Annotated in this window: 21 protein-coding genes; 3 read left to right on the top strand and 18 right to left on the bottom strand. The window is 45.7% G+C overall.

Features of this window, described 5'->3' with window-relative positions:
* Positions 1 to 10 precede the first annotated feature (10 nt).
* The 12 genes from B4F66_RS10005 to B4F66_RS09950 form a co-directional block, all read right to left on the bottom strand.
* Positions 11 to 1,405 (bottom strand): APC family permease, encoded by a 1,395-nt coding sequence (locus B4F66_RS10005; RefSeq protein ID WP_292355664.1) that lies wholly within the window; start codon positions 1,403 to 1,405, stop codon positions 11 to 13.
* Positions 1,402 to 1,581: a hypothetical protein gene (locus tag B4F66_RS10000; protein WP_292355662.1), complete on the bottom strand. Its 180-nt coding sequence runs from the start codon at positions 1,579 to 1,581 to the stop codon at positions 1,402 to 1,404. Before B4F66_RS10000 ends, B4F66_RS10005 begins: the two co-directional genes overlap by 4 nt.
* Positions 1,578 to 1,994 carry a hypothetical protein gene (locus B4F66_RS09995; RefSeq protein ID WP_292355660.1) on the bottom strand — a complete coding sequence of 139 codons (417 nt, stop codon included), beginning with the start codon at positions 1,992 to 1,994 and terminating at the stop codon, positions 1,578 to 1,580. The genes B4F66_RS10000 and B4F66_RS09995 overlap by 4 nt, the downstream gene beginning before the upstream one ends.
* Positions 1,991 to 2,314, bottom strand: coding sequence for a hypothetical protein (locus tag B4F66_RS09990; protein ID WP_292402331.1), 324 nt, complete (start codon positions 2,312 to 2,314; stop codon positions 1,991 to 1,993). The genes B4F66_RS09995 and B4F66_RS09990 overlap by 4 nt, the downstream gene beginning before the upstream one ends.
* A gap of 186 nt (positions 2,315 to 2,500) precedes the next feature.
* Complete coding sequence (locus B4F66_RS09985; RefSeq protein ID WP_292355656.1) at positions 2,501 to 3,832, bottom strand: FMN-binding glutamate synthase family protein; 1,332 nt, start codon at positions 3,830 to 3,832, stop codon at positions 2,501 to 2,503.
* Between the two features lie 24 nt (positions 3,833 to 3,856).
* Positions 3,857 to 4,540 (bottom strand): GltB/FmdC/FwdC-like GXGXG domain-containing protein, encoded by a 684-nt coding sequence (locus B4F66_RS09980; RefSeq protein ID WP_292355654.1) that lies wholly within the window; start codon positions 4,538 to 4,540, stop codon positions 3,857 to 3,859.
* Between the two features lie 24 nt (positions 4,541 to 4,564).
* Positions 4,565 to 5,467: a class II glutamine amidotransferase gene (locus tag B4F66_RS09975; RefSeq protein WP_292355653.1), complete on the bottom strand. Its 903-nt coding sequence runs from the start codon at positions 5,465 to 5,467 to the stop codon at positions 4,565 to 4,567.
* A gap of 35 nt (positions 5,468 to 5,502) precedes the next feature.
* On the bottom strand, positions 5,503 to 6,837 hold the full coding sequence (gene glnT, locus B4F66_RS09970) for a type III glutamate--ammonia ligase (RefSeq protein WP_292355651.1): 1,335 nt from the start codon (positions 6,835 to 6,837) through the stop codon (positions 5,503 to 5,505).
* Between the two features lie 101 nt (positions 6,838 to 6,938).
* Entirely contained in the window at positions 6,939 to 7,604 is a 666-nt protein-coding gene (locus B4F66_RS09965; RefSeq protein ID WP_292355649.1) for an aminomethyltransferase family protein, read from the bottom strand.
* Positions 7,605 to 7,615: 11 nt separating this feature from the next.
* The gene (locus B4F66_RS09960) at positions 7,616 to 10,516 is read right to left on the bottom strand and encodes a 2Fe-2S iron-sulfur cluster-binding protein (protein ID WP_292355648.1); all 2,901 of its coding nucleotides are present in this window, start codon (positions 10,514 to 10,516) and stop codon (positions 7,616 to 7,618) included.
* Complete coding sequence (locus B4F66_RS09955) at positions 10,513 to 10,776, bottom strand: sarcosine oxidase subunit delta (RefSeq protein ID WP_292355646.1); 264 nt, start codon at positions 10,774 to 10,776, stop codon at positions 10,513 to 10,515. Before B4F66_RS09955 ends, B4F66_RS09960 begins: the two co-directional genes overlap by 4 nt.
* Before the next feature lie 15 nt (positions 10,777 to 10,791).
* Positions 10,792 to 12,033: an FAD-dependent oxidoreductase gene (locus B4F66_RS09950; protein WP_292355644.1), complete on the bottom strand. Its 1,242-nt coding sequence runs from the start codon at positions 12,031 to 12,033 to the stop codon at positions 10,792 to 10,794.
* A 246-nt stretch (positions 12,034 to 12,279) separates the two neighbouring features.
* On the opposite strand from B4F66_RS09950, the gene B4F66_RS09945 reads away from it, so the two are divergent.
* A complete protein-coding gene (locus B4F66_RS09945; protein WP_292355641.1) occupies positions 12,280 to 12,915 on the top strand; it encodes a helix-turn-helix domain-containing protein in 636 nt (211 codons plus the stop codon).
* A gap of 41 nt (positions 12,916 to 12,956) precedes the next feature.
* Here B4F66_RS09945 and B4F66_RS09940 read toward each other — a convergent pair whose 3' ends face one another.
* The 3 genes from B4F66_RS09940 to B4F66_RS09930 all read right to left on the bottom strand — a co-directional run bounded on the left by B4F66_RS09940 (position 12,957) and on the right by B4F66_RS09930 (position 16,743).
* Complete coding sequence (locus tag B4F66_RS09940; protein WP_292355639.1) at positions 12,957 to 13,361, bottom strand: group II truncated hemoglobin; 405 nt, start codon at positions 13,359 to 13,361, stop codon at positions 12,957 to 12,959.
* A gap of 152 nt (positions 13,362 to 13,513) precedes the next feature.
* The gene (gene oadA, locus B4F66_RS09935; protein WP_292355637.1) at positions 13,514 to 15,304 is read right to left on the bottom strand and encodes a sodium-extruding oxaloacetate decarboxylase subunit alpha; all 1,791 of its coding nucleotides are present in this window, start codon (positions 15,302 to 15,304) and stop codon (positions 13,514 to 13,516) included.
* A 23-nt stretch (positions 15,305 to 15,327) separates the two neighbouring features.
* Positions 15,328 to 16,743: an acetyl-CoA carboxylase biotin carboxylase subunit gene (locus tag B4F66_RS09930; RefSeq protein WP_292355636.1), complete on the bottom strand. Its 1,416-nt coding sequence runs from the start codon at positions 16,741 to 16,743 to the stop codon at positions 15,328 to 15,330.
* 119 nt (positions 16,744 to 16,862) lie between these two features.
* On the opposite strand from B4F66_RS09930, the gene B4F66_RS09925 reads away from it, so the two are divergent.
* Positions 16,863 to 17,804, top strand: a complete 942-nt coding sequence (locus tag B4F66_RS09925) for a LysR family transcriptional regulator (protein ID WP_292355634.1) — start codon at positions 16,863 to 16,865, stop codon at positions 17,802 to 17,804.
* 466 nt (positions 17,805 to 18,270) lie between these two features.
* Positions 18,271 to 18,798 (top strand): cytochrome b, encoded by a 528-nt coding sequence (locus B4F66_RS09920; protein ID WP_292355631.1) that lies wholly within the window; start codon positions 18,271 to 18,273, stop codon positions 18,796 to 18,798.
* 66 nt (positions 18,799 to 18,864) lie between these two features.
* Here B4F66_RS09920 and B4F66_RS09915 read toward each other — a convergent pair whose 3' ends face one another.
* The 3 genes from B4F66_RS09915 to B4F66_RS09905 all read right to left on the bottom strand — a co-directional run bounded on the left by B4F66_RS09915 (position 18,865) and on the right by B4F66_RS09905 (position 23,098).
* Entirely contained in the window at positions 18,865 to 19,824 is a 960-nt protein-coding gene (locus B4F66_RS09915; protein ID WP_292355629.1) for a DHH family phosphoesterase, read from the bottom strand.
* Between the two features lies 1 nt (position 19,825).
* Complete coding sequence (gene cysC, locus B4F66_RS09910) at positions 19,826 to 20,434, bottom strand: adenylyl-sulfate kinase (RefSeq protein ID WP_292355627.1); 609 nt, start codon at positions 20,432 to 20,434, stop codon at positions 19,826 to 19,828.
* Positions 20,435 to 20,716: 282 nt separating this feature from the next.
* A complete protein-coding gene (locus tag B4F66_RS09905; RefSeq protein WP_292355624.1) occupies positions 20,717 to 23,098 on the bottom strand; it encodes a tetratricopeptide repeat protein in 2,382 nt (793 codons plus the stop codon).
* Positions 23,099 to 23,110: the final 12 nt, after the last annotated feature.

Raw genomic sequence — 23,110 nt, 5'->3', positions numbered from 1 at the left:
GCCTCCTCCTTTAATAACCTTTCGGCCGTGGCCAAGGCATGGTGAACTGATCACCGCGTTTCACAAACTGATAACGACGTTTTACAAACCACACTGAAGCAACAATGTAGAACGCCATAATTGACAGCAATGAAGCGCCGTAACCGAGGAAAGTAGCAAAATAAACCACCGAACAAAGCGCTAGCAGTGTAAATGCCGGAATAGGATGAAACGGATGAATGTAGCCACGCTTAATCACATCCAAAGGCCACATTTTTCTGAATCGCATCATATTGAAGGACATAAAGGTATAGCCCAACAAACCTGACAGAATCGAGAATGTAATGACCTGATCCAACAGACCGGTGAATGCAAATGAAACAGCTATTGGGATCAGGAAGATGATGGCCCGGAATGGCGTTCGGTAATGAGGATGAATGGCTCCGAACCAGGTTGGCATATAACGGTCACGCCCCATTGAAAACCAGGCTCTTGCCGCATCATTGATACATCCGTTAGCAGAAGCAATCGCCGCAAACATGGTGCCGATAAACAACACTATCTGCAGCGATGGATTACCAATAATGGATGCCGCATCATACAAAGGAGTAGTTGCCTGTCCCAGATATTGCCATGGCATCAGACCCGTGGAAACATACCAGGTCAAAGTCGCAGCCACCAGCAGGGTTAGAATTCCACCAATAGTACCTAATGGAATAGCTCTTCCAGCACTACGTACCTCTTCTGCAGCCTGACAGGTTCCTTCAATCCCCAGGTAATACCACATGCCGAACTGCAATGCCGCAACCACCCCAATCCAGCCATAGGGTAGCTCAGTTAATAAATCACTATGCTTGAGAATATTGCCAGGATTCAGTGGATCACTGCCAATAAACAAAGCAATAATGGCCAGAAAAGCAAACAGCGTAATGACAAAATTTACCGTCAGGGTCATAAACACCCCCCGGTAATTCAGCCAGGCCAGAAAAGCGATGGTCAACACCACAAACGGCTGGGGATTCAGATCGGCATAACCTGTGGCTGAAGCCACCGCAGCCATCAAATCTCCAACAATCAGTGCATCGGCAGCTTCCAGCATGGTATAAGCCATGACCAGATACAGACCCACATTAAAGGCCATAAGCGGCCCAATAATGTGTTTGGCCTGAGTATACTGCCCACCCGCTGCTGCCACAGTTGATGTCACTTCAGAGTCGATCATCGCCACGCAACTGTATAACAACCCAATTACCCAGCATGCAATCAAAGCACCATATGCACCACCTTTGGCAACTGAAAAGTTCCAGCCCATAAACTCACCGACCAGTACGATACCGACGCCAAGTGCCCAGACATGAAATGGATTCAACACTTTCAGCATTGAAATACGTTTTTGATCTCCACCAGTAGAAGTAGATTGGCTCATTTGTCTTCTCCCTCGTGTTTGATTTGCTCCAATAATTCATCAGAGCCTTCTCGAGAACTGACCAGTAGCTCCTCATCAAACTGACGAGAGACGCTCACGGCATCGACTACAATCCATAACAGCAGCCCGGCAGAAATGATCCAGGCGGCATAGCTCAATAAATCCCAATAAATCATCTCGCGTCCCCCTGTTCGTTATTTGCCTGGCTACCAGCAGTACCGAATTTTTCCGCAATCACCTCGCGGTATTGCCTGTCTGAAACTCGGAGAACAAAAAAGAAGTAACCGATAATGACTAACGCCGTGATAATCAGCATGACCGGGTCGATGGTGTAATCAAATCGGTCGTTAATGATCTCGGCAGCAGCTAACTCATCAAAGCCTAGCTTTTGCCACTGTTCCTGTTCCACGGGTGAGACATCAAGAGACTCCCAGGTGATTACCTGGGCAGATGTTGTTTCATCGGCTGATTTGGTATCAGACTCCAGAAACAAAGGGATATAAAGACTTACGTAAACTAAAAATAGAATAAATAAACTGTCAAATAGTTGACCGCGTTTATGCTGAGTTTTGGGGATATAGTTAGTCATAGCCTTTCCTCATTAGTAGACTCTTGCATTAATTTTTTCGCTTCTCGATTTTCATCAAGATGCTTAATGTCTAATTCGTATATGAAATTCTTATCTTCAGCGTAGTGTTTGGTCATTGCTGCCACTGACGCCGTATTGAAAATCACTAACAATGCACTGGAAATTATCAACACCACTCGGATGAAGGGATCTTCCACAATGCTCAAGATACTAATGAGGACAAAGCCTATTGCCAGCCAGAGTAAAACGATATCCGACCAGGCCATAACACAGTCCCTTTTGTACATACTTTCTATACGTTTTTTTAAATTATTATTCATAGTTATGTCTCTCTCTTATTTAAAGATAGTTAATGACTACACTTTTGCCTCCTCTTTGAAATGAAAAAAAAAGGGCTGATGCCATCATGAATAAACTGACTTAAATTGACGGGGTAAGGATCTCTTTAAGTAGGTTTAATCAAAACAGCATCAGCCCTTGTCTCGATTACTCTTTGTAATGCGTAATCAGAACGGCTGTTGGCCTGGTATCCAGTTAGTACCAGCGAGTGGTACTCTGGCCATTGCAGCGGATTCCACTGTTAAGGCCACCAAATCTTCAGGTTCAAGGTTACGCATATCATTTTTGCCACAGGCACGTGCCAGTGTCTGTGCTTCCAGTGTCAGCACACGAAGATAATTGGCCAGACGGCGTCCACCTTCAACTGGATCCAGCCGTTTGCTTAGCTCAGGATCCTGGGTTGAAATACCAGCCGGATCACGACCTTCATGATAATCATCATAAAAACCGGCTGCTGAACCAATGGCTTTAAACTCTTCATCATATTTAGGATCGTTACATCCCAAAGCGATCAAGGCTGCTGTACCGATGGCAACTGCATCAGCACCCAATGCCATACATTTAGCTACGTCGGCACCGTTACGAATACCACCGGAAACGATCAGCTGTACTTTACGATGCATGCCCATTTCCTGCAGCGCCTGAACGGCCTGTGGAATAGCGGCCATAGTTGGAATACCAACATGTTCGATAAAGACTTCCTGGGTTGCCGCCGTACCGCCCTGCATACCATCAACAACGATGACATCAGCACCGGCTTTAACCGCCAACTTCACATCGTAGTAAGTACGTGTGGCACCGACTTTGATATAGATAGGCACCTGCCAGTCTGTGATTTCACGCAATTCAAGGATCTTGATTGCCAGATCATCCGGACCCGTCCAGTCTGGATGACGGCAGGCACTGCGTTGATCAACGCCCATCGGCAAGGTACGCATTTTGGCGACCCGCTCAGTAATTTTCTGGCCCAATAACATGCCACCACCACCTGGTTTAGCACCTTGTCCCAAAACCACTTCGATAGCATCTGCCTTACGCAGATCATCCGGATTCATCCCATAACGCGATGGCAGGTATTGATAGACCAGTTTGGTTGATTGACCACGTTCTTCAGGCGTCATACCACCGTCACCGGTTGTGGTTGAAGTGCCTACTGCAGACGCACCACGGCCCAGAGCTTCTTTTGCATTGGCCGATAAGGCACCAAAACTCATACCGGCTATGGTTACCGGTGTTTCGATAACGATCGGTTTTTTGGCAAAACGAGTGCCCAATGTGACCTGGGTATTACATTTTTCACGATAGCCTTCCAACGGATAACGAGACATACTCGCACCCAGGAATAACAAGTCATCAAAATGTGGCAACTTACGCTTGGCACCCCAGCCACGGATATCATAGATACCAGTTTCCGCTGCCCGACGAATTTCGGACATGGTCGACCGATCAAATGTCGCTGACTCACGGAGCTCGGTAATGTATTTCTTTTTTTCACTCATAATAGATTCCTCGTAAAATCAGCATTAATACGCAGAAGCGTTATCGACTTTGAAATTGTATAGTTGACGTGCTGAACCATAACGTTTGAAAGCATGAGGATCTTCATCCACCCCGGCACGCTTCAGTAAATGACTCAGTTCCTGGATGTGTTCATCACGCATTTCTTTGGCAATGCAATCCGCACCCAATGATTTCACTTCGCCTTTGACGTAAATGTGAACTTCATACAGTGAATCACCCAACGCATCTCCGGCGTCACCGCAAACCACGAGGGTACCGGCCTGTCCCATAAAGCAGCTCATATGACCAACATTGCCTGTTACGACTATGTCCGAGCCTTTCATTGAAATGCCACAGCGTGAACCAGCATCACCTTCTATAACCAACAGCCCACCGATAGATGTAGCCCCTGCAGAAGATGAAGCATTACCTTTAACGCGGACACTGCCAGACATCATGTTCTCTGCTACGCCTTGACCGGCACTACCGTGAACCACGATATCGGCTTCTTTGTTCATGCCCCCACAGTAATAACCGGCATGTCCCTTGATATCGACTCTGAGTTTCTGATCAAGACCTACGGCCAGGTTGTGCTGTCCTTTGGGATTAAGCACTTCCCATTCTGTTTCAGTGCATGCAGCAGCTTGATCATGTAAGGCCTGATTTAAGTCACGCACCGTTTGTTTAGCTAAATCAATAGTTTTCATTGTGTTCCCCTTAAGCACTTCTGGTCAGTTACTGCCACGTTCCCAGGCATAGATAGTTGACGGTTCCGGTTCCCAAACCTTGGCATTTTCAATTCCTGGCAAGGTGGTTAATGCCTGATATTCAGAGGCCATTGCCACATAATCATCAGTTTCTGCAATAACAGCCGGTTTGCAGGCGATAGGATCACGAACGACTGCAAAACCATCTTTGGTGCCGATAGTAAAGGTGTAAAAACCATCTAACTCTTTTAAAGCGTGTTCCAGGGCTTGATGCAAAGAATCACCTTGCTGCAAACGATAGGTCAGAAAACCCGCCGCTACTTCAGTGTCATTCTCGGTATCAAAATGAATACCATTACGTTTCAATTCCTGACGCATACGGTTGTGATTAGATAGAGAACCGTTATGTACCAGACACAGATCCATACCGGTTGAGAATGGATGGCTACCCGCCATAGTCACCGCAGATTCAGTCGCCATACGGGTATGGCCAATGATGTGAGTTCCCTGCATTTTGTCCAGGTTGAACATATTCACGATACGTTCTGGCAGGCCAACTTCTTTAAGGATCTCAATCGAAGTACCAGCACTCATGATCAACACATCAGGATGATTTTCATGCAGATAATTTTCGACAAAGTCAGCATCTGTATTTACTTTGAAAATAGCTACTTTGCTGTTCTTAAACCAATCAACCTTGCTAACCAGTGCTTCTTCAATATCTTTTGCCAACTTTTCCCAGTCATAGTTTTCATCTTCATGACGGAGAGTAAATTTGATACCGGTATCGACGGCATCACCATAAATGGCAAAGCCGGCACTGTCAGGTCCCCGTTCTGTCATTGCAATCATCATTGGGGAAAACAGTTCACCCAAACGACTTTGATACTTATCATTTTTTAAATAAAGACCAACAATTCCACACATTAGATTTCTCCTAAAAATTCCAACTATCGGGATGCTTAATAAAATTCAGCGTAACGATCAATTTCCCAGTCAGAGACATGCCGCATGTATTCCACCCATTCCATGTGTTTCAGTTCCAAAAACTCATTTGCCAGTCCTTCACCCAAAGCACCGCGAACGACGCTGTCTTTTTCAAGGGCCAGCAGTGCTTCATGTAAATTCTGAGGCAAGATATCGATGCCTTTTTCTCTCAGCTCCATCGGGCTGAGATCATAAAGATTGGTGTTGTGACCCTCGCCCGGATCAAGCTCTCTTTCAACACCATCAAGACCTGCAGCGATAATCGCAGCAGTGGTCAGGTAAGGGTTGCACGAACCATCCGGGAGTCGCATTTCAATACGTCCGTAAGGAATGCGAACCATGGTTGAGCGATTGTTATCGCCATAAGTGATGTACGCAGGTGCCCAGGTAGCTCCAGATAAAGAACGACCTACCACCAGACGTTTGTATGAGTTAACGGTGGGTGCTGCCAAAGCGCACAATGCCGGAGCATGTGCCAGCAGACCGGCCATAAAATGATAAGCCAGCTTACTCAGACCATGCCCCGCTGGGTCACTATCATCATGGAACAGGCATTTTTCACCATCACCGATCGAAATATGCAAATGCATGCCATTGCCGGGACGGTTACTGAATGGTTTTGGCATATAGGTACAAATCATGCCCAGTTCATTGGCGATCTCGCTGGCCGCCATCTTGAACATAATGAAGTCATCTGCACTTTTGAGGCAATCTGCGTAGGTATAGTTAATCTCGAACTGGCCATTAGCGTCTTCATGGTCAATTTGATAAACATCCAGACCGACTTCAATCAGCGATTCCGTTAATTTTTCCAGGAAAACACTTTGGCGAGTTATGCCTTTATAGTCGTAGCAAGGCTTTTGTAATGTATCGCTATCTTCAAACGGATGAATATGACCATGCTCATCTTTTTTGAGCAGCGAAAATTCAGGCTCAAGACCGGTAAACATAGTCCAGCCCTTTTCTTCAAGCCGCTTGATCTGGTTTTTCAAGACAACACGAGAATCGAAGTTATACGGTTCACCGTTAACATGTCCGTTACAGATAACGCGCGCATAACCCGGCTGCCATGGAATCAGTGTCAACGTCGACAAATCGCCCATCGCCATGTAATCAGGACCGTTAGGCTGAATACCCATACCGCAGATAGCACCACCAGCAAAACCGGCACCGGTTTTAATGATGTCTTTAAGATGTGCAGAAGGGACCGATTTAACCTTGGCCACACCATGAATATCGACAAACTGTGCTAAAACATATTTGACGTTGTTGTCTTTAATAAATTGTTCTGCCTGTTCTAAAGTTTTCATCACTTTTGCTCCTGGTTATCGGTGATAGGCTCACTTAGGTTTGTTTCTGGCTCGAATTTCATCGCCTGACCTATGGATTAATTTATTCAGCGCCGGATGGTTTAATTACTATTGAAAAACTGGTTGATACCAACCGGTCCGCCGCCTAGCTCTTTAATAATATTCAACAGGGTCTCCCACAAATAAACGCCAAAAGTGCCATCGCACCAGAGACGCACTAGAGATTGACCTGCCACTTCCTGTCTGAGAACAACCACAGAGACACCTGCTATTGAGGTCATCGCCAGTTGATTGTCTGCCAACATTGGCCCGCTCAGATTAATTGCACATACCTGGGCCAGTAGCTCTTCAAGCAACTCACCACTCAAAATAAAAGACGCATCATTACGCAGCACGACATGAACACCGTCGCCACTTTGCAACTGTTCAGTTAATTGTTTGCACTGCTGTACGCCAATCGGGTCTTCCAGCAGAAATTCACTATTACCAAGACGCATGACCAGCGTTGCATCATGACGACTCCAGCTGTTTGCTGAACCGGGTAATTCAATCCCTTTTGCTTTTAAAGAATCAGCTGCTGCAGGGCCTTTGATAGCGAAACGTGTCAGGCAACTGACATCGCAAATGGCCAGTGTTGCAGCATGACGACTTTCCACATCCGGATCGGAATAGCGATTAACAATTGCCATGCCGTTGATAAAACCCATTTCCGGTTTCAGAGACGTCTGGGCAAACGCAACTGGACTTTGTAATACAACATTTTGCATATGCTGGCTCCTTAGCCCTGATTCAAACTTAGAAAAGAGTGCTCAACTACTTCAGCCATTTCGATCCGTCCACTATCCGTGCGAATCGCAAAGCGATGACCAGCCTTGGCTTGTTCTGGCAGGACAAAGGCAAAGCCAATGACCCGATTTACATATTCACTGAAAGAAATACTGGTCACCCGACCGGCAATCTCACCCTTTTCAATTACCAGATTGCATTCCTTGGGCAATTCACCAAAATCCGCATCCAATACAAAGGTCACCAGTTTTTTCTTAACGGGTTTCTTCTGCAGGATTTTCAGGCTGCGTTGACCAATGAAAAAGGCTTTATCCATTGCCACCAGTGATTCAGCATGTGCTTCAAACGGATTCGTTAAACCATCAGTATCGTGACTAATCAGATGATGTCCCATTTCCAAACGCAGCAGACGCTGGGCATCAGTACCAAACGGCCGTAGTCCATAGGTTTTGCCTGCTTCCATAATTTTCTGCCATACATGCAGACCGGCACTCGATGGAACATGAATTTCAAAAGCAAGATCCGAAACAAATGCCACTCGCATCACTATGGCTTTGACACCGGCCACTAAAGCCTCGCGATATGCCCCTTGTGGAAAAGCTTCTTCCAAAAGATCCAGATCAGTCAGTTCACTGAGTATTGAACGGGATGAAGGACCAGCCAATGTCATGGCAGACATCACACCAGTCAGATTCACCAGAGTGACCTGCATGCCCCAAAGCTGCAGATTACGTTGCATTTCACGATATACCGTGGCTGCATTGGAGGAATTGGTCGACACGTAAAACTTGTCTTGATCCAGACGGACTGCTACGCCGTCATCAACAATTACGCCGGCTTCATCAAGTAACATGGCAATACGGCTATTGCCGACTTTCTGACTGGCAAATTTACCGGTATAGAAACGTTCCAGAAACGCAGCAGCATCTTTGCCAAAGACTTCGATTTTGCCCAACGTACTGCCATCAATCATGCCAGCAGATTTACGAACAGCCATCGCTTCCTGTTGCACTGCCTGCTGACTGGTTAAATTAATACCCAGTGGCAGGTAATAAGCAGGTCGCAACCACACACCAGCTTCCATCATCACCGCGCCTTCTTTCACATGCCATTCATGCATGGCTGTATGACGATGTGGATGAAAACCGCGTCCGCCTAAATGACCAATCGGAGTTGGATGGAAAAACGGTCTTGCTGTGGTGGAACCAATTTTTTCAACTGGCAAATCTCGTATGCGAGCCAGAATACGAATAGCATTCATATTGGAATGCTTACCCTGGCTTGGTCCCATACCAACAGTAGTAAAGCGTTTCATTAACTCAATGTTGTCAAAACCTTCCTTGGCAGCATTGATAAAATCTTTTACCTGAATATCTTCATCAAAATCGACAAAGTTTTTGCCTTTTGGATGATTCACAATTGGGTAAGGATGACTGGGCGAGTTACCACGATGTGCCATAACAGCAACGGGATCAGCAGTACTCTTGCCAAGATAGCGTGCAGCTTCAGCACCGGCCCGTTTTCCATCCAGCAACCGTTGCTCAAGTTCAAAGATGCCATTGACTTTACCGGCAGCAAATACCCCTTCTGGCAGCTGATTCGGCACAAACTGCTGAACCGCCTGGTCATAGCGCATCTGAGTACCGGCCTGATAAAGCAAAGCTGCAGCCGGGGCCCAGCCAGCGCTCATCGCAACACCATCACAATTCAATACGACTTGCTGATGCGGGTCAGCCTCGGCAGTAGCCTCATTATAAGGACATACAATAACGGCACTGACACCCAGTTTGTCGGATGAAGGCACTACCTCATAAATACAGCTGCCCAGATGAACAGCGATACCAGCCTGTTTAACCTTTTCAGTCAAATCACCATCGGCACCGGTTTGACGCATATCAATGACGGCAACTATTTCGACTTTGGCTGCAGCCAGATCCAGTGCCGCCCGATAGCCATAATCATTCGCAGTGACCAATACACCTTTTGTAAAGGGTTTAACCGAGTAACGATTCACCAGACGTTGTGCGGCTGAGCTCAGCATCACTCCTGGTAAATCGTTATAACGAAATACTGGAGGTTGTTCAAAAGCACCGCTGGCAACAATTACTGTACCCGCACGAACTTTAGTAATGCCACGTTTTTCAACAATTGGCACCAGATGATCGGTGTAATAACCACCGGCATAGGCATCAGCAATCACCTGAATATTGGCGTGATTGAGTACATTTTCAGTCAATTGTTTTAACAAAGAACCGGAATTCACATCCGCGGCCATATCATAAGTTAGGCTACCGCCAATTTTGAGATTTTCATCCACCAGAATGACCTGACTGCCAGCTTCGGCTGCTTCAAGTGCTGCAGAAAGTCCTGACGCACCCGCCCCGACAACCAGCACATCACAATGTGCATAGCGTTTGGCACGAGTGATTCGTGGATAGTTGAAATTGACTTCACCCAGGCCCGCCGCCTTACGGATCTTGTCTTCCCAGAAGGGGAACATCCATTTAGGTTTATGGAAGGTTTTGTAATAAAAGCCCACTGGCAGAAACGCCGATATCTTATCGATATACCGACCTTTATCTTTTATTACACCACCATCGGTATTGACTGCAGTCAGCTGCATATTATGAGTAACCGGGATCACATCAGCACGGATATTGGTGTCTACACCATCCGTCATCAACGCATTGACATCATGATTGGCAAAACTCAATAAACCACGCGCCCGGTGATATTTGAAACTGCGTCCCAAAACCTTAATATCCGCAGCCCAGAGTGCACTACTAATGGTATCGCCTTCATATGCTTCAATTTGTTGGCCTTCATATTCGAAGGTCAAAGGCATATCACGGTTGATCCATTCATTCTCTTGTTCAGCGATACGCAATGTCATGCCTTATTCTCCTGACCGTAAAGATAGGTCCGGCTGACTTTGTCCGTCAGCGTGTTTCTTTCTGCGATAAACCAGGTTCCGCTCGGACCGTGGTACCACCACTCTTTTTTCAAACCCGGCGCCCCATGCCGGTAATGCACATAACCAGCCCACTCTTTATCACTGCAGGTATCTGGGTCGGGCATCTCTCTGTATTCCCCACCGTAGGTAAATTCACTCACCGGGCGGATGCCATTAACGGGGCATTGAAGTAATTTCATCTTGCTATCCCTAAATTAGTGGCCGACCGAGGCTGCGCCTTTTTCACCGGTCAGCTCATAATCTTCAAATCGTGATAGACGGAATGATTTGATCATATCCGGGGCCATATCTCGGGCGATGGTTTCAGCCATTGTCTTGCCGCTAATGGGAGTGGCTTTAAAGCCCCAGGTACCCCAACCGGCATCAATGTAAAAGCCTTCGACTTCAGTTTTGCCCATGATCGGAGCAAAGTCCGGCGTCAAATCAGCCATCCCAGCCCATTGCCGTACGACTTTCACATTACCGAGGAATGGAAACATATCGGTGATATGCGACGTCAGGCCTTCAACAAAATCCAGTGATGAACGGGTTGAATGAATTTCGTAAGGATCCAGTGATGACCCCATAACCAATTCACCGCGAGAGGACTGGCTGACATAAACATGCAAGCTGCCGGAAACCAGGATAGTGTCTAACCAGGGTTTCATTGGCTCAGTCACACATGCCTGCAGCGGATGAATCACAATGGGTGTTTCAATATCGACCATTTCGCAAATGCGTGGCGTAAAACCAGCGACTGCTGATAACACGCGGTTGGTGCTGATATAACCCTTGTTGGTCTGCACACCAACGACCTTGCCGCTTTTCACATCAATACTGGTCACTTCAGTGCTCTGGAATATTTCCACGCCCATGCGATCAGCTTCCTTTGCATAGCCCCAGGCAACAGCATCGTGACGGGCAACTGAACCTGGTGCGTGATATAACGCGCCAAGAATAGGTGCCTGACCACTGCAGGAAATATCCAGTTGTGGGCATGCTTTTGAAATCTCATCAGGGCCAACCACATAGCTTTCAACGCCTACATGTTTGTTGACTTCTGCACGCCAGCGCATGGTACGCATGGCAGAATCGGTATGCGCCAAAGTGAAATGGCCACGGTTAGAATAAAACAGGTTGAGATCGAGCTCTTCTGAGAGATCTTCAAACAACTTGACACTGGCATTGTAAAAATTGACACCTTCCGGAGTCAGGTAGTTGGAACGAACAATAGTGGTATTGCGTCCGGTATTACCACCACCGATATAACCTTTTTCCAGCACTGCAACATTAGTGATGCCGTGATCTTTAGCCAGATAATAGGCTGCAGCCAGACCATGCCCGCCGCCGCCAATGATGACCGCATCATAGGTTTTTTTCGGTTCAGTACAGTCCCGGAAAAAACGGGGAGCCGGATGTTCTCGACTGACTGCATATTTCAAAAGTCTTAATGGCATTTTTGCCCCTCATTAATATGTTTGCCATTCCATCTACTACCTAATAGGTATAGAGAACTACCACCTTTTAGGTAAACTTTGTTTCACATGATGAAACCATGGGTTCATTTACTCACGTGAGAAATCGGATGTCAACACCTCAAAGAAACTTTTTTTCCTCATATGAATCTTTCGTGACCTTCCACGAAAAAAATTCGTGTATGATCAAGGTTCTATTAATGTAGCAGGCAAGGAGATTTAAACGGCGTGAGCGATAAACAAGAGATGAATGGAATCGAAACCACTATCAAATCCCTGGACAAACACCTTGGCAACACGCTGCGCCATATTCGTCTTGATAACGGACTGACTATTGCCGAAGTTGCCAAACGGGCCAGCCTGAGTCGGGGGATGCTTAGTAAAATTGAAAATGGCTTAACGTCACCGAGCCTGGAAAAACTGGAACATTTAGCGAATGCGCTAGGCGTTACGCTGTCCAAACTGTTTCATGATTACGATACCCCCAGAGGTGGTGCGCAATATGTTAAAAATGGTGAAGGGATGGAAGTGGTCAGACGTGGCACTAAATCCGGCCACACCTATCATTTGCTCGCCTACGATCAGGGGCCAAAAAAGTTATTTGAGCCTTTTTTAATTTCACTGGAAGAAGAAAGCGAAGTATTTGCCCCATTTGAACACTCTGGTGTCGAATTTATCTTCATGCTGGAAGGAAGGCTTGAATACACTGTCGGTGATGAACGCTATATTCTGAATCCAGGCGATTCACTGACATTCAATGCTGAACAACCACATCGTCCTGAAGCCAAGTTAAAAATGCCTATCCGCTATCTGGCGATCATTTATTACGACAGTTTGGATGCTATGGAGCATGAGCAGGATTAACCAGATTTAAGGGGCAACAGCCCCTAGTTGTTTAGTCCCACCTAGTGCTTGACCAATAAACCGGCCATGCGCTCAAAGTTTTCCATTAGAAGTTGTTTCATCTCGGGGTCGTAATTCAGTTTTTCGATAGCCAGTTGCATGGAAGCTAACCAGGCATCCTTGTGTGCTTCGGTGATTTCAACATGCTCATGGATTTGTCGCACATTGGAATGCCCCCACTTCTCAGCATAAAGCTTCGGCCCGCCAAACATACCCGAGAAAAAATTGAACTGTTCCATACGGGCGTGTGCCATACCATGACCGCGTAAATGCAGCAGATGAATCGGCCGTCCGACTTCTGTTGTTTCCAATACATCACAAAAGGTATTAACTAGCTTTTCAATACCCTCAGCTCCCCCCAAATTATCGTATATTGAGGGTTTTCTACGCTCAGCCGTCAGTGTCATTATGCGACTCCACAATACTTATCTGTATCATCGAGTCTAGCGCCAGAACATCTAATAAGTTAATACACAGGACTAAGTACTACTTAGATAGTAATACGCCGTCACAATCGCTAAGGATTAAACCTTGCTTTAAGCCAGCCAAAGAAAAAGTGTTAACCAATTTCGATCAGCACCTCTCCAGGTGTCACCCGATCCCCTTTAGTGACATGGATCGCTTTGACTTCCCCATCGATATTAGCCAGCAACTCGGATTCCATTTTCATGGCTTCGATAATCATCGTCGATTGTCCGGAGTTCACTTTGTCGCCAACATTGACAAGGACTTCAACCACATTACCTGGTAATGGTGTGGTGACATGACCAGGATCGCTGGCTTTTTTGCGGCCTTGCTGAGCACCACCAGAAACAAATTCGCTGATGGTTTCAAATACGACTTCTTCGGGCATACCATCGACTGACACATACATTTTGCGTTTGCCGCCACCAACGTCGCCGACACCGGTAATGGCAACATCATATGTTTCACCATGCACATCGACTTTAAACTCGGTTGATACCGTGCCTGGTGCTTTACCTTTACTCTCAGGAATCAAAGGCTCTGGTTGCAACGTTCCATCCAGGCGTTGCTGCAGGAATTCACGGCCGATATCGGGGAACATGGCAAACGTTAATACATCTTCTTCGCAGGTTGCCAAATCCCCTACCTTGGCACGTAATTTATCCATTTCAGGGGCAATGGAATCGGCTGGACGTGATTCCATCACGGTTTCATTGCCAATGGCTTTGCGTTGTAATTCGGCATTAATCGGTGCCGGTGGCTGGCCATAGCCACCCAGTAAATAACGTTTCACTTCATTAGTGATGGTTTTATAACGCTCACCACTTAATACGTTATAAACCGCCTGAGTACCGACAATCTGTGAGGTTGGCGTGACCAATGGTGGAAAGCCCAGATCTTCACGGACTCTTGGGATCTCGGCAAATACTTCACGGATACGATCCAAAGCATTCTGCTCTTTCAGCTGATTGGCCAGATTGGACATCATGCCACCGGGCACCTGATTGATTTGAACCGAAACATCTTCACGCGTGAATTCGCTTTCGAACTGATGGTATTTTTTACGCACTTCACGGAAATAATCGGCAATTTCCGACAATAAATTCAAATCCAGACCGGTATCCCATTCGGTTCCATTTAACGCCGCCACCTGGCTTTCCGTGGCAGGATGACTGGTGCCGCCAGCAAAGGCTGATATGGCGGTATCAATCCGGTCAACGCCCGCCTCAATGGCTTTCAACTGACACAGCGGTGCCAAACCAGAGGTGGAATGACTATGAATCACTAATGGTAAATCCACAGCGGATTTAATGGCTTTGACCAGCTCATAAGTGGGATACGGAGCCAGCAGACCGGCCATATCTTTTATCGCAATGGAATCCGCGCCCATATCACGCAGCGTTTTAGCCTGTTCAACAAACAATTCAGGTGTGTGTACCGGACTGGTGGTATAAGCGATAGTGCCTTGAGCATGTTTACCGGCATCCTTCACCGCTTTTATTGCGGTTTCCAGATTACGCATATCATTCAACGCATCAAAAATCCGGAACACATCAATGCCATTCTCAGCGGCTTTGGCCACAAAAGCCTGCACCACATCATCCGCATAGTGACGATATCCCAAAAGATTCTGACCACGTAACAGCATTTGCAATCGTGTGTTGGGTAACATTCCACGTAACAACCGCAACCGTTGCCATGGATCTTCTTTCAGGTAACGCACGCAGGCATCAAAAGTCGCCCCGCCCCATACTTCCAACGACCAGTAACCCACCCGATCCAGCTTTTCGCAGATCGGTAACATGTCATCAGTACGCATGCGGGTGGCAATCAATGATTGATGTGCATCACGCAGCGTCACATCAGTAACTTGAATTTGTTTCATTACAATTCTCCGGCTAACTTGTTTTACCAGCCTGCATGCGCGGCGATGGCCGTAGCCAATACCAGTGCCAATGCGGTGGGATGACGTTTATCTGAATAGGTCAGTAATTCGGGATGAGCAGCAACAAAGCTGGTATCAAATTTTCCTGCTCTAAAATCGGGATGTTTGAGGATCTGTTGATAGTAACTGGCCGTGGTTTTAATGCCATGCAAACGCATATCATCAAGAGCACGACGACCACGATCGACGGCATCTTCCCAATCCAGTGCCCAGACCACCAGCTTCAAACACATCGAGTCAAAATAAGGCGGGATTTCATAGCCGGTATAAATCGCGGTATCGACACGAACACCCGGGCCACCCGGTGCATAGTAATGTGTGATTCGACCGAAACTGGGCAGGAAATCATTTTTCGGATCTTCAGCATTTATCCGGAACTGCAGAGCAAAACCTCGGTAATGAATATCTTCCTGACGATATCGCAAGGTTTCACCGGCGGCGATGCGCAATTGTTCGCGAACAATATCAATACCGGTGATCTGTTCGGTAATGGTGTGTTCGACCTGGATCCGGGTATTCATCTCCATGAAATACACCTGATTTCCGGTCAGCAAAAATTCAACGGTTCCGGCATTTTCATAACCAACGGCTTCAGTGGCTTTCACCGCCAACCCACCAATATAGTTACGTTGTTCTGGTGTTAACTGAGGACTTGGAGCAATTTCAATCAATTTTTGGTTTCGGCGTTGGATGGAACAATCACGTTCGTATAAATGCACCACATTGCCATGACTGTCTGCCAACACCTGTACTTCAATATGCCGTGGGTTAACGATGCACTTTTCCATAAACACTTCAGCTGAGCCAAAGGCTTTGGTCGCTTCAGAAATAACCCGGGGAAACTGTTGTTTCAGTTCAGCCGGTGTATCACAACGACGAATACCTCGACCACCACCACCGGAAGTGGCTTTAATCATGATGGGGTAACCAATCTCGTCAGCAACCGTTAATGCTTCTTCAATATTTTCAAGGTTACCGTCAGAGCCTGGCGTAATAGGAACACCAGCTTTACGCATGCTATCGCGAGCGGCAGTTTTATCGCCCATCTTTTCAATGACTGAGGCTTTAGGGCCAATAAAGATAATGCCGTTTTGTTCGCACAAGCGGGCGAAACGAGCATTTTCAGACAAGAAACCATAACCAGGATGAATCGCATCACAGCCGGTTTCGACGGCCAGATTTACCAGCCGGACCGGGTCCAGATAACCTTCCAGCGGGTCGTCGCCAAGTGAATAGGATTCATCAGCGCGTTTCACGTGTAAGGCATAACGATCCGGTTCAGTATAAATTGCCACTGAACGAATCCCCATTTCCGAGCAGGCCCGGACAATTCGAACAGCAATTTCGCCGCGATTGGCGATCAGGATTTTTTTCAACATAGCTCAGCCTCGGCCAGATTTGTTGGCAAAGCGTAAAACAAATTACTGATAAACAAAAATCAATTAAATATAATTCACCGATAAGTAAAAACTTATCACTTAATATACAGGTGCAGTAAATGGCGCTCAGTCTTCAACAATTAGTATCCCGTTTGTCATTCAGACAAATGCAGGTTTTTCAGGCGGTCTACCAATATAAAGGTTATCGCAAAGCAGCGGAATATCTGGGTCTTACCCAACCTGCGGTCAGCTCACAAATGCGGCATCTGGAAAATGCACTTGAGCAGCCACTGTTTGAATATATCGGACGCCAACTGTATTGCACCGAAGCAGGTGAACGGGTGGCAGTGTTTATAGAACGTTTATTTGGTCAAATGAGTGAACTACAAAGCGAATTGAATTTATTGCGGGAAGCGCTCTCAGGCGATTTACGCTTAAGTATTGTCAGTTCATCGCAAACTGTCGTGCCCTATTTACTAAGCAGCTTTCTGAAAGAATTCCCAGCGGTAAATGTTCATATCGACGTTGTAAACCGTACCCAGGCCTTGGAAAGATTAAAACTGAATATTGATGATGTGGTCATTATGGCAATGGTCCCTGAAGGACGCTCATTAAGCACATTACCTTTCCTGGATAATGAACTCATTGCTGTAATCAACAACCAACATCCTTTGAACAAACAAAATCAGGTCACAGCAAAGCAGTTTTTTGCCGAGCCCATGTTGATACGAGAAAATGGTTCAGGAACTCGGTTTGCCGTTGAACATCACTGTCAGCAACATCGTCTGCAAATTAAACCGACCATGGAATTAAGTTCCAATGAAAGCATTAAACACGCTGTTATTGCCGGTCTTGGAGTAGCCATCCTGCCAAGGTTAAGTGTGATTGCTGAGTTACGAACCGGACAATTGAAGATGTTGGAAATTCAAGACTTTCCCATTCGCCGTTCATGGTGTCTGGTTCACCCAATGGGCAAATATCCGTCACGTGTGGCCCAGTCTTTTATTGATCATGTGTATGAACGACTGGAGCAGATCCACACGCATTTTCAAGAGGTCTGATAATGCAAAATTGATAACGAGGGCCTAATCATAATCTCTTAATAAACACTTAAACTTGCCGCTCATATACTAGGGCTTGTTTATCTTTCATCTCCGCCTCTGTTGTGAGCTGAAAAAGCGTCAATCAAGGCACAAGGAGCGCCTTTTAGTAATTCTAAATAAGCGACGAGAAACACAGAGTGGCGCTTTTTCAGTCACAACCCGAAGGGCTGGGACTATTTTTGCGCCCGCCTGTGTTGTATGAAATACATCCCTGTACTTCACCGCTACGCGGCCAGCTAAGCTGTTCAAATGAGTTCCAGACTCATTTGTCAAACACTTATGTAGGAAGACTACACTGCGTGCTTTCCGCCTTGTCGGACACAAAAATAGTCTCCAGCAGTGGTAGATATGAAAGAAAAACAAGCCCTAAGCGAGATAACGTTCTCGTGAAGATAAGAAATGATGGCAAACAAAGGAGAGAGAAATGTTAGATGACGATAACGAACGCTATGGCTCCATCACGCGTTTTTTTCATTGGGTAATCGCCGTATTGGTGTTGCAGCAGTTTTTTAAATTTGCTGATCGGATTAATGAAGGCGAACATTGGCTGGGTGATACCTTTGGTCCATGGCATGTCTCCATGGGTGCCATTATTCTGATTCTCACAATCACGCGCCTATTGTGGACGATGAAACAAAAACCTCAGCGCCCAACTAACCAGGGAATGGACGGCACTATGGCCAAACTGGCACATCGGTTGATGTATCTATCCATGCTTGTTATGCCTTTCCTTGGGGCCTTATATATTCACGGTAAAGGCTATCCGGTCAAAGTGTTTGGTGTTGAACTGATTGGCAAACCTGCTGGTGAAGTTCCGTGGGCACTTTCCCTTGGTGAGTGGCACTCTCCTTTTGCATTTTTATTGGTATTTCTGGTGATCGCCCATATTACCGGGGCGCTATATCATCACTTCATCCGAAAAGACGATGTTTTAAAACGCATGGCAGGTTAAAACTACGCATAAAAGAGCCCTGCAGATTAAGTTCTGCAAGGCTTTTTTAAATTTAACATTAGTGTTCTAGGCGTATTGTTTCTCCATCACCTCAATAAGCTGATCAAGCTGATTCATTGGAAGAGCATTAATCCCGGCGGCCGCTTTACGTCCACCACCGGTTGGAAATTGACCGGCAATCTCATCAGCGCCACTCCGGTTAGAGTTCGGTGCCCGTATACTTACCAGATAGTGATCAGCATCTTTTACTGAAACAATCGCATGTGCTCGGTCGGGAAACTGGTTTGCCAATTCATTACCCAAAACCCCACTGACACGACGCGCCCACTTTTCATCAGGCAAACAGATAACGGCCAGCTTGTCTGTTTGATATTTTGGGGAAATGGTTAAGCCAGAACGCATATCTTCGTTATAACCGGTTGAAAGCTTTTCATAAGCCGCACGATTATCATGGATAAAATCAAAGGGGGAAGTGTAAGCAACGCACTGTTTAAATAACTCGGCCGGATGGAATAACAAATCATCCGTATTGGCACCATAGCCGTTGTAATTAAGATAAATCCCCAGCGAGGATAACTCTTCACGTTGGGCATTGCTCATTCCGGCTTCGTCAGCAAGTTTATCTGCCACAGCAGTCAGATTATCACCATATGCGGCAGTAATAGCCCACTGATGAAATTGTCCCTCAAGATAGTTATCAACGATGAGTGAGGTACAGGTAGTTGCGGCCATATCGATATAAGCAGATAAGCCGGCATGTTGTGGAATATCACCTGGTTGATGATGATCGGCATAAAACACATCGGCTCCTGCATCAAGCAAACGCATTAAATCAACGGCATTCTTTTCCATTGAGATATCCAGCACTGTCAGCTTGTCACCTGCATCAGCCTGAACGTTCTTAAGCAGGTTAATATCACGCTTAATGCCTGTAACTAACTCGGAGTCCCTCGGTTCGGCAAGTCGCAATTGCACCAGCGCGCAAATGCCATCGGCATCGCCATTAAATACATCAATAAACCGCATCTTAAGCCTTACTATGGATGATATTGTTTGTCCGTAAATACTCAATTACCTGTGCCACGCACTCGGCAATATCACATTCGGCCGTATTCAAAGTGACTTCGGCCGCTTCTGGAGCTTCGTATTCGGAATCAATCCCCGTAAAGTTCTTAATCTCACCCCGACGGGCTTTTTGATAAAGACCTTTTGGATCTCGCTGCTCACACACACTCAGTGGTGTATCCATATAGACTTCGACAAATTCATCTGCTTCGACCAAGTCACGTACCAAACGGCGATCAGAGCGAAAAGGTGAAATAAAAGCGGTTAAAACAATTAATCCAGCATCGGCAAACAACTTAGCCATTTCACCGATACGGCGAATATTTTCAATTCGGTCATCATCAGAAAAACCAAGATCTTTATTCAGCCCATGTCTGACATTATCACCATCCAGCAAATACGTATGATGTCCTAACTCAAATAAAGCCTGTTCTACTGCACCGGCAATAGTGGATTTGCCCGAGGCACTTAAACCGGTAAACCATAAAATGGCAGAGCGCTGTTTTTTTTGCTGACTACGATCCGCTTTGCTGACTTTGTGCATGTGCCAGACTATATTCTCCCTTTCCACAGGCAAAACTCCTTAAATTAGCTTCAATTAGATTTTGATGAGACTATTAAGAAAACAACTTTGTATTCCAGCTCATCAGGTTGGTTAGCTTTTAAAACCCTATTGCCTGCATATTTACTAGGACAGCTAAGCAAAAAAAAGTAAGTGCGTTTATTTTATCTCGGACTCAATCAAATCAACCGATGCAAAACGGATTAAAGTTAACAGTTTATTTTTTTACAAAAACTACGCTCTTTAATCCGTTATCAATGCCATAGAGTTTACTAACAAAAATGTACTACGTTACAACTGACTTAATTGTTCAGTAATTTTAGCCACCAACGCCTCATCATTCTCTTCATTTGCCATACGTTGAGCGCGCTCAAATGACTGACGAGCCTCTTCAGGCATACTCAAGGCAACATAAACACGGCCAAGATGATAATGGAATAAAGCAATTGCATCATCACTTGAAGCTGCTGTCTCCAATGCAGGTCTGGCATCTTCATAATTACCCATTTTGTAGTTTACCCAGCCAAAGGTATCGGCAAAATAAGGTTGTTCAGAATCCCGAAAACGGCTGGACAATGTTAATGCCCGCTGCAGATTTTCTGGCGATTCAAACTGATCCGTCAGCAAACTGGCCAGATTGTTGGCAGCAACATCAATTGAAGGATCTCGGGAAATAACTTCTTCATATAAATCCCGGGCCTTTTGAAACTCTCCCATAGATTCATATGTTGAGGCCAGCTGTAAAGTAAGAACGTTGTCTTCAGGTAATTTTTCCAGACCTTGCTGATAAGTTGAAACGGCCTGTTCCATATCACCTTTTTGATGATACATACCAGCCATCATGCCATAGCCTCCACCCCACTGAGGATTCGTCTGAATTCCTTTTTTAGTGACATCTATCGCAGCATCCCAGTCGTTCTGCGACACATAGTAATTACTTAATACTGAGTACCCATTCAACTGTTGAGGATGATCCGCAATGTGTTGATTAAGGTATTCAATCATCTTTTCTTGCTGTTCCAGACGTACATAGCTTTGGGCCAGCTCCTGCAAGGCACGAGTAAGACCAGGATCAATCTGTAAGGCCCGATCATATTCAGATATAGCCAATGTATAATCTTCAAGCCCTTGATACATCTGAGCACTTAAAAGGTGCGTCAAAGCCGACTCAGAATCCCCTAAAGACTCCAATGTTTTCTGGGTGCCAGCCCAGTCACGTTTAAGAATTCGGACTTGTGCTAAAGCCTGTAATAACTCTTCAGAATCCGGATTACCTTCCAAAGCACCAATCAATACATTTTCAGTTCGCTCCAGATCATTGCTTCGCATAAGGCTACTGGCAACCGACATGGCAGCCTGAGGATTACGTGGATTGACAGATAACGCCTGCCTGAAGCTATTCTCAGCTAATTGTGCTGAACCGGTTTTCATATAGACCTGAGCAAGCAAAACCATCGCCTCATCGGCTTCAGGATTATTACGGATTATTGTGCGAAGATTACTTATCGCAGAATCAAAATCCTCATTACGAATTTGTAATTTTGATTTGATCAATAATGCCTGTTCATTTTGTGAATCAATGGCAAGAACTTCATCGGCCATTTTTTCAGCCTGGTCAAAGTTTTGCTTACTGGCTTCAAGGCCAGCTAATGTCGCCTTTGCTCTCAAACCACTATCGGTATCAGGTTCAGCAGCAATAATAGCTTCCAATTCAGCCACCATATCATCGGTTTTACCCTGTCTCTGCAGCATTTCCAGTTTGGCAAAGCGTAATTCCTGATTATCAGGGTTTTCTGCTAAATATTGATCAAGCTTCACTACCGCAGCATCGGCATCAGAATTATTTAAAAAACCGACATAAGCCAGTTTGGTTTCAATATCATCAGGATTAGCAGCAATATAATCTTCCATAACCTTACGTGCTTCCTGAGGACGGTTTAACCCATCATTGAGCAATTTAGTACGAGAAATCGCAATCCAGCTTTCATCAGGCATTTCTTCTGATAGCGATGCGAGCAATGACGCCATTGCATTAAAATCTTTTTGTGCTTCGTAAATACTCAACTTAATCATTTTTACTGGCAATGAATCTGGATGAGCAGCTAATGCTTCGTCAGCAGCAGAGAGTGCTGCGTCATATTGTTCAGTTTCTTTGTAGAGCATTATTCTGGCTGACAATGCCTCCATAGACTTACTATCTATAGATAAAGCCTGATTAATTTGCTTTTCTGCTTCGTCAAATTTTTCCTGTTTGATATATACAGTTGCCTGAAGCAAGATGGCTTCGATATTTTCCGGCTCAAGGGAAAGCGCTTTTTCAGCCCGCTCCATTGCTTCTTCAAGCCGTCCAGATAGCAATTGTATTTGACCCAGTTTAACAATGGCATTGACGTGATTCGGCTCCAGGGACTCTACCGTGGATAAATTGGCATACATCCCTTTCCAGTTCTGATTCTTTTCATCAATCAATGCCAGTTGGTAATAGCCTTCGGCTTCTAACGGATTAATCTGCAAGGCATTTCGGAACTCTAACCGGGCTTTGTCATAATCCCCCTCGTTCATAAGCTCTTTACCGCTTTCAATGAACTTTTCAGAAGATTCCTCGGCAGAACCACAGCCTGAAATAACACCAACCAATAGGGCTGTAAGAACGGTACGTTTTAAATTTTTCATAGCCATATTCCT

Origin of the sequence: Methylophaga sp. UBA3603, from assembly GCF_002375335.1 — a bacterium.
In the GTDB taxonomy this organism is placed as follows: domain Bacteria; phylum Pseudomonadota; class Gammaproteobacteria; order Nitrosococcales; family Methylophagaceae; genus Methylophaga.
Note: the sequence above shows the minus strand (reverse complement) of the source record. Positions and strands in the feature narration are given on the sequence as shown.

Excerpts from the sequence above, each read along its gene's own strand:
- B4F66_RS10005 (WP_292355664.1), bottom strand. The coding sequence starts at position 1,405 with ATGAGCCAATCTACTTCTACTGGTGGAGATCAAAAACGTATTTCAATG.
- B4F66_RS10000 (WP_292355662.1), bottom strand. The coding sequence starts at position 1,581 with ATGATTTATTGGGATTTATTGAGCTATGCCGCCTGGATCATTTCTGCC.
- B4F66_RS09995 (WP_292355660.1), bottom strand. The coding sequence starts at position 1,994 with ATGACTAACTATATCCCCAAAACTCAGCATAAACGCGGTCAACTATTT.
- B4F66_RS09990 (WP_292402331.1), bottom strand. The coding sequence starts at position 2,314 with ATGAATAATAATTTAAAAAAACGTATAGAAAGTATGTACAAAAGGGAC.
- B4F66_RS09985 (WP_292355656.1), bottom strand. The coding sequence starts at position 3,832 with ATGAGTGAAAAAAAGAAATACATTACCGAGCTCCGTGAGTCAGCGACA.
- B4F66_RS09980 (WP_292355654.1), bottom strand. The coding sequence starts at position 4,540 with ATGAAAACTATTGATTTAGCTAAACAAACGGTGCGTGACTTAAATCAG.
- B4F66_RS09975 (WP_292355653.1), bottom strand. The coding sequence starts at position 5,467 with ATGTGTGGAATTGTTGGTCTTTATTTAAAAAATGATAAGTATCAAAGT.
- glnT (WP_292355651.1), bottom strand. The coding sequence starts at position 6,837 with ATGAAAACTTTAGAACAGGCAGAACAATTTATTAAAGACAACAACGTC.
- B4F66_RS09965 (WP_292355649.1), bottom strand. The coding sequence starts at position 7,604 with ATGCAAAATGTTGTATTACAAAGTCCAGTTGCGTTTGCCCAGACGTCT.
- B4F66_RS09960 (WP_292355648.1), bottom strand. The coding sequence starts at position 10,516 with ATGACATTGCGTATCGCTGAACAAGAGAATGAATGGATCAACCGTGAT.
- B4F66_RS09955 (WP_292355646.1), bottom strand. The coding sequence starts at position 10,776 with ATGAAATTACTTCAATGCCCCGTTAATGGCATCCGCCCGGTGAGTGAA.
- B4F66_RS09950 (WP_292355644.1), bottom strand. The coding sequence starts at position 12,033 with ATGCCATTAAGACTTTTGAAATATGCAGTCAGTCGAGAACATCCGGCT.
- B4F66_RS09940 (WP_292355639.1), bottom strand. The coding sequence starts at position 13,361 with ATGACACTGACGGCTGAGCGTAGAAAACCCTCAATATACGATAATTTG.
- oadA (WP_292355637.1), bottom strand. The coding sequence starts at position 15,304 with ATGAAACAAATTCAAGTTACTGATGTGACGCTGCGTGATGCACATCAA.
- B4F66_RS09930 (WP_292355636.1), bottom strand. The coding sequence starts at position 16,743 with ATGTTGAAAAAAATCCTGATCGCCAATCGCGGCGAAATTGCTGTTCGA.
- B4F66_RS09925 (WP_292355634.1), top strand. The coding sequence starts at position 16,863 with ATGGCGCTCAGTCTTCAACAATTAGTATCCCGTTTGTCATTCAGACAA.
- B4F66_RS09920 (WP_292355631.1), top strand. The coding sequence starts at position 18,271 with ATGTTAGATGACGATAACGAACGCTATGGCTCCATCACGCGTTTTTTT.
- B4F66_RS09915 (WP_292355629.1), bottom strand. The coding sequence starts at position 19,824 with ATGCGGTTTATTGATGTATTTAATGGCGATGCCGATGGCATTTGCGCG.
- B4F66_RS09905 (WP_292355624.1), bottom strand. The coding sequence starts at position 23,098 with ATGAAAAATTTAAAACGTACCGTTCTTACAGCCCTATTGGTTGGTGTT.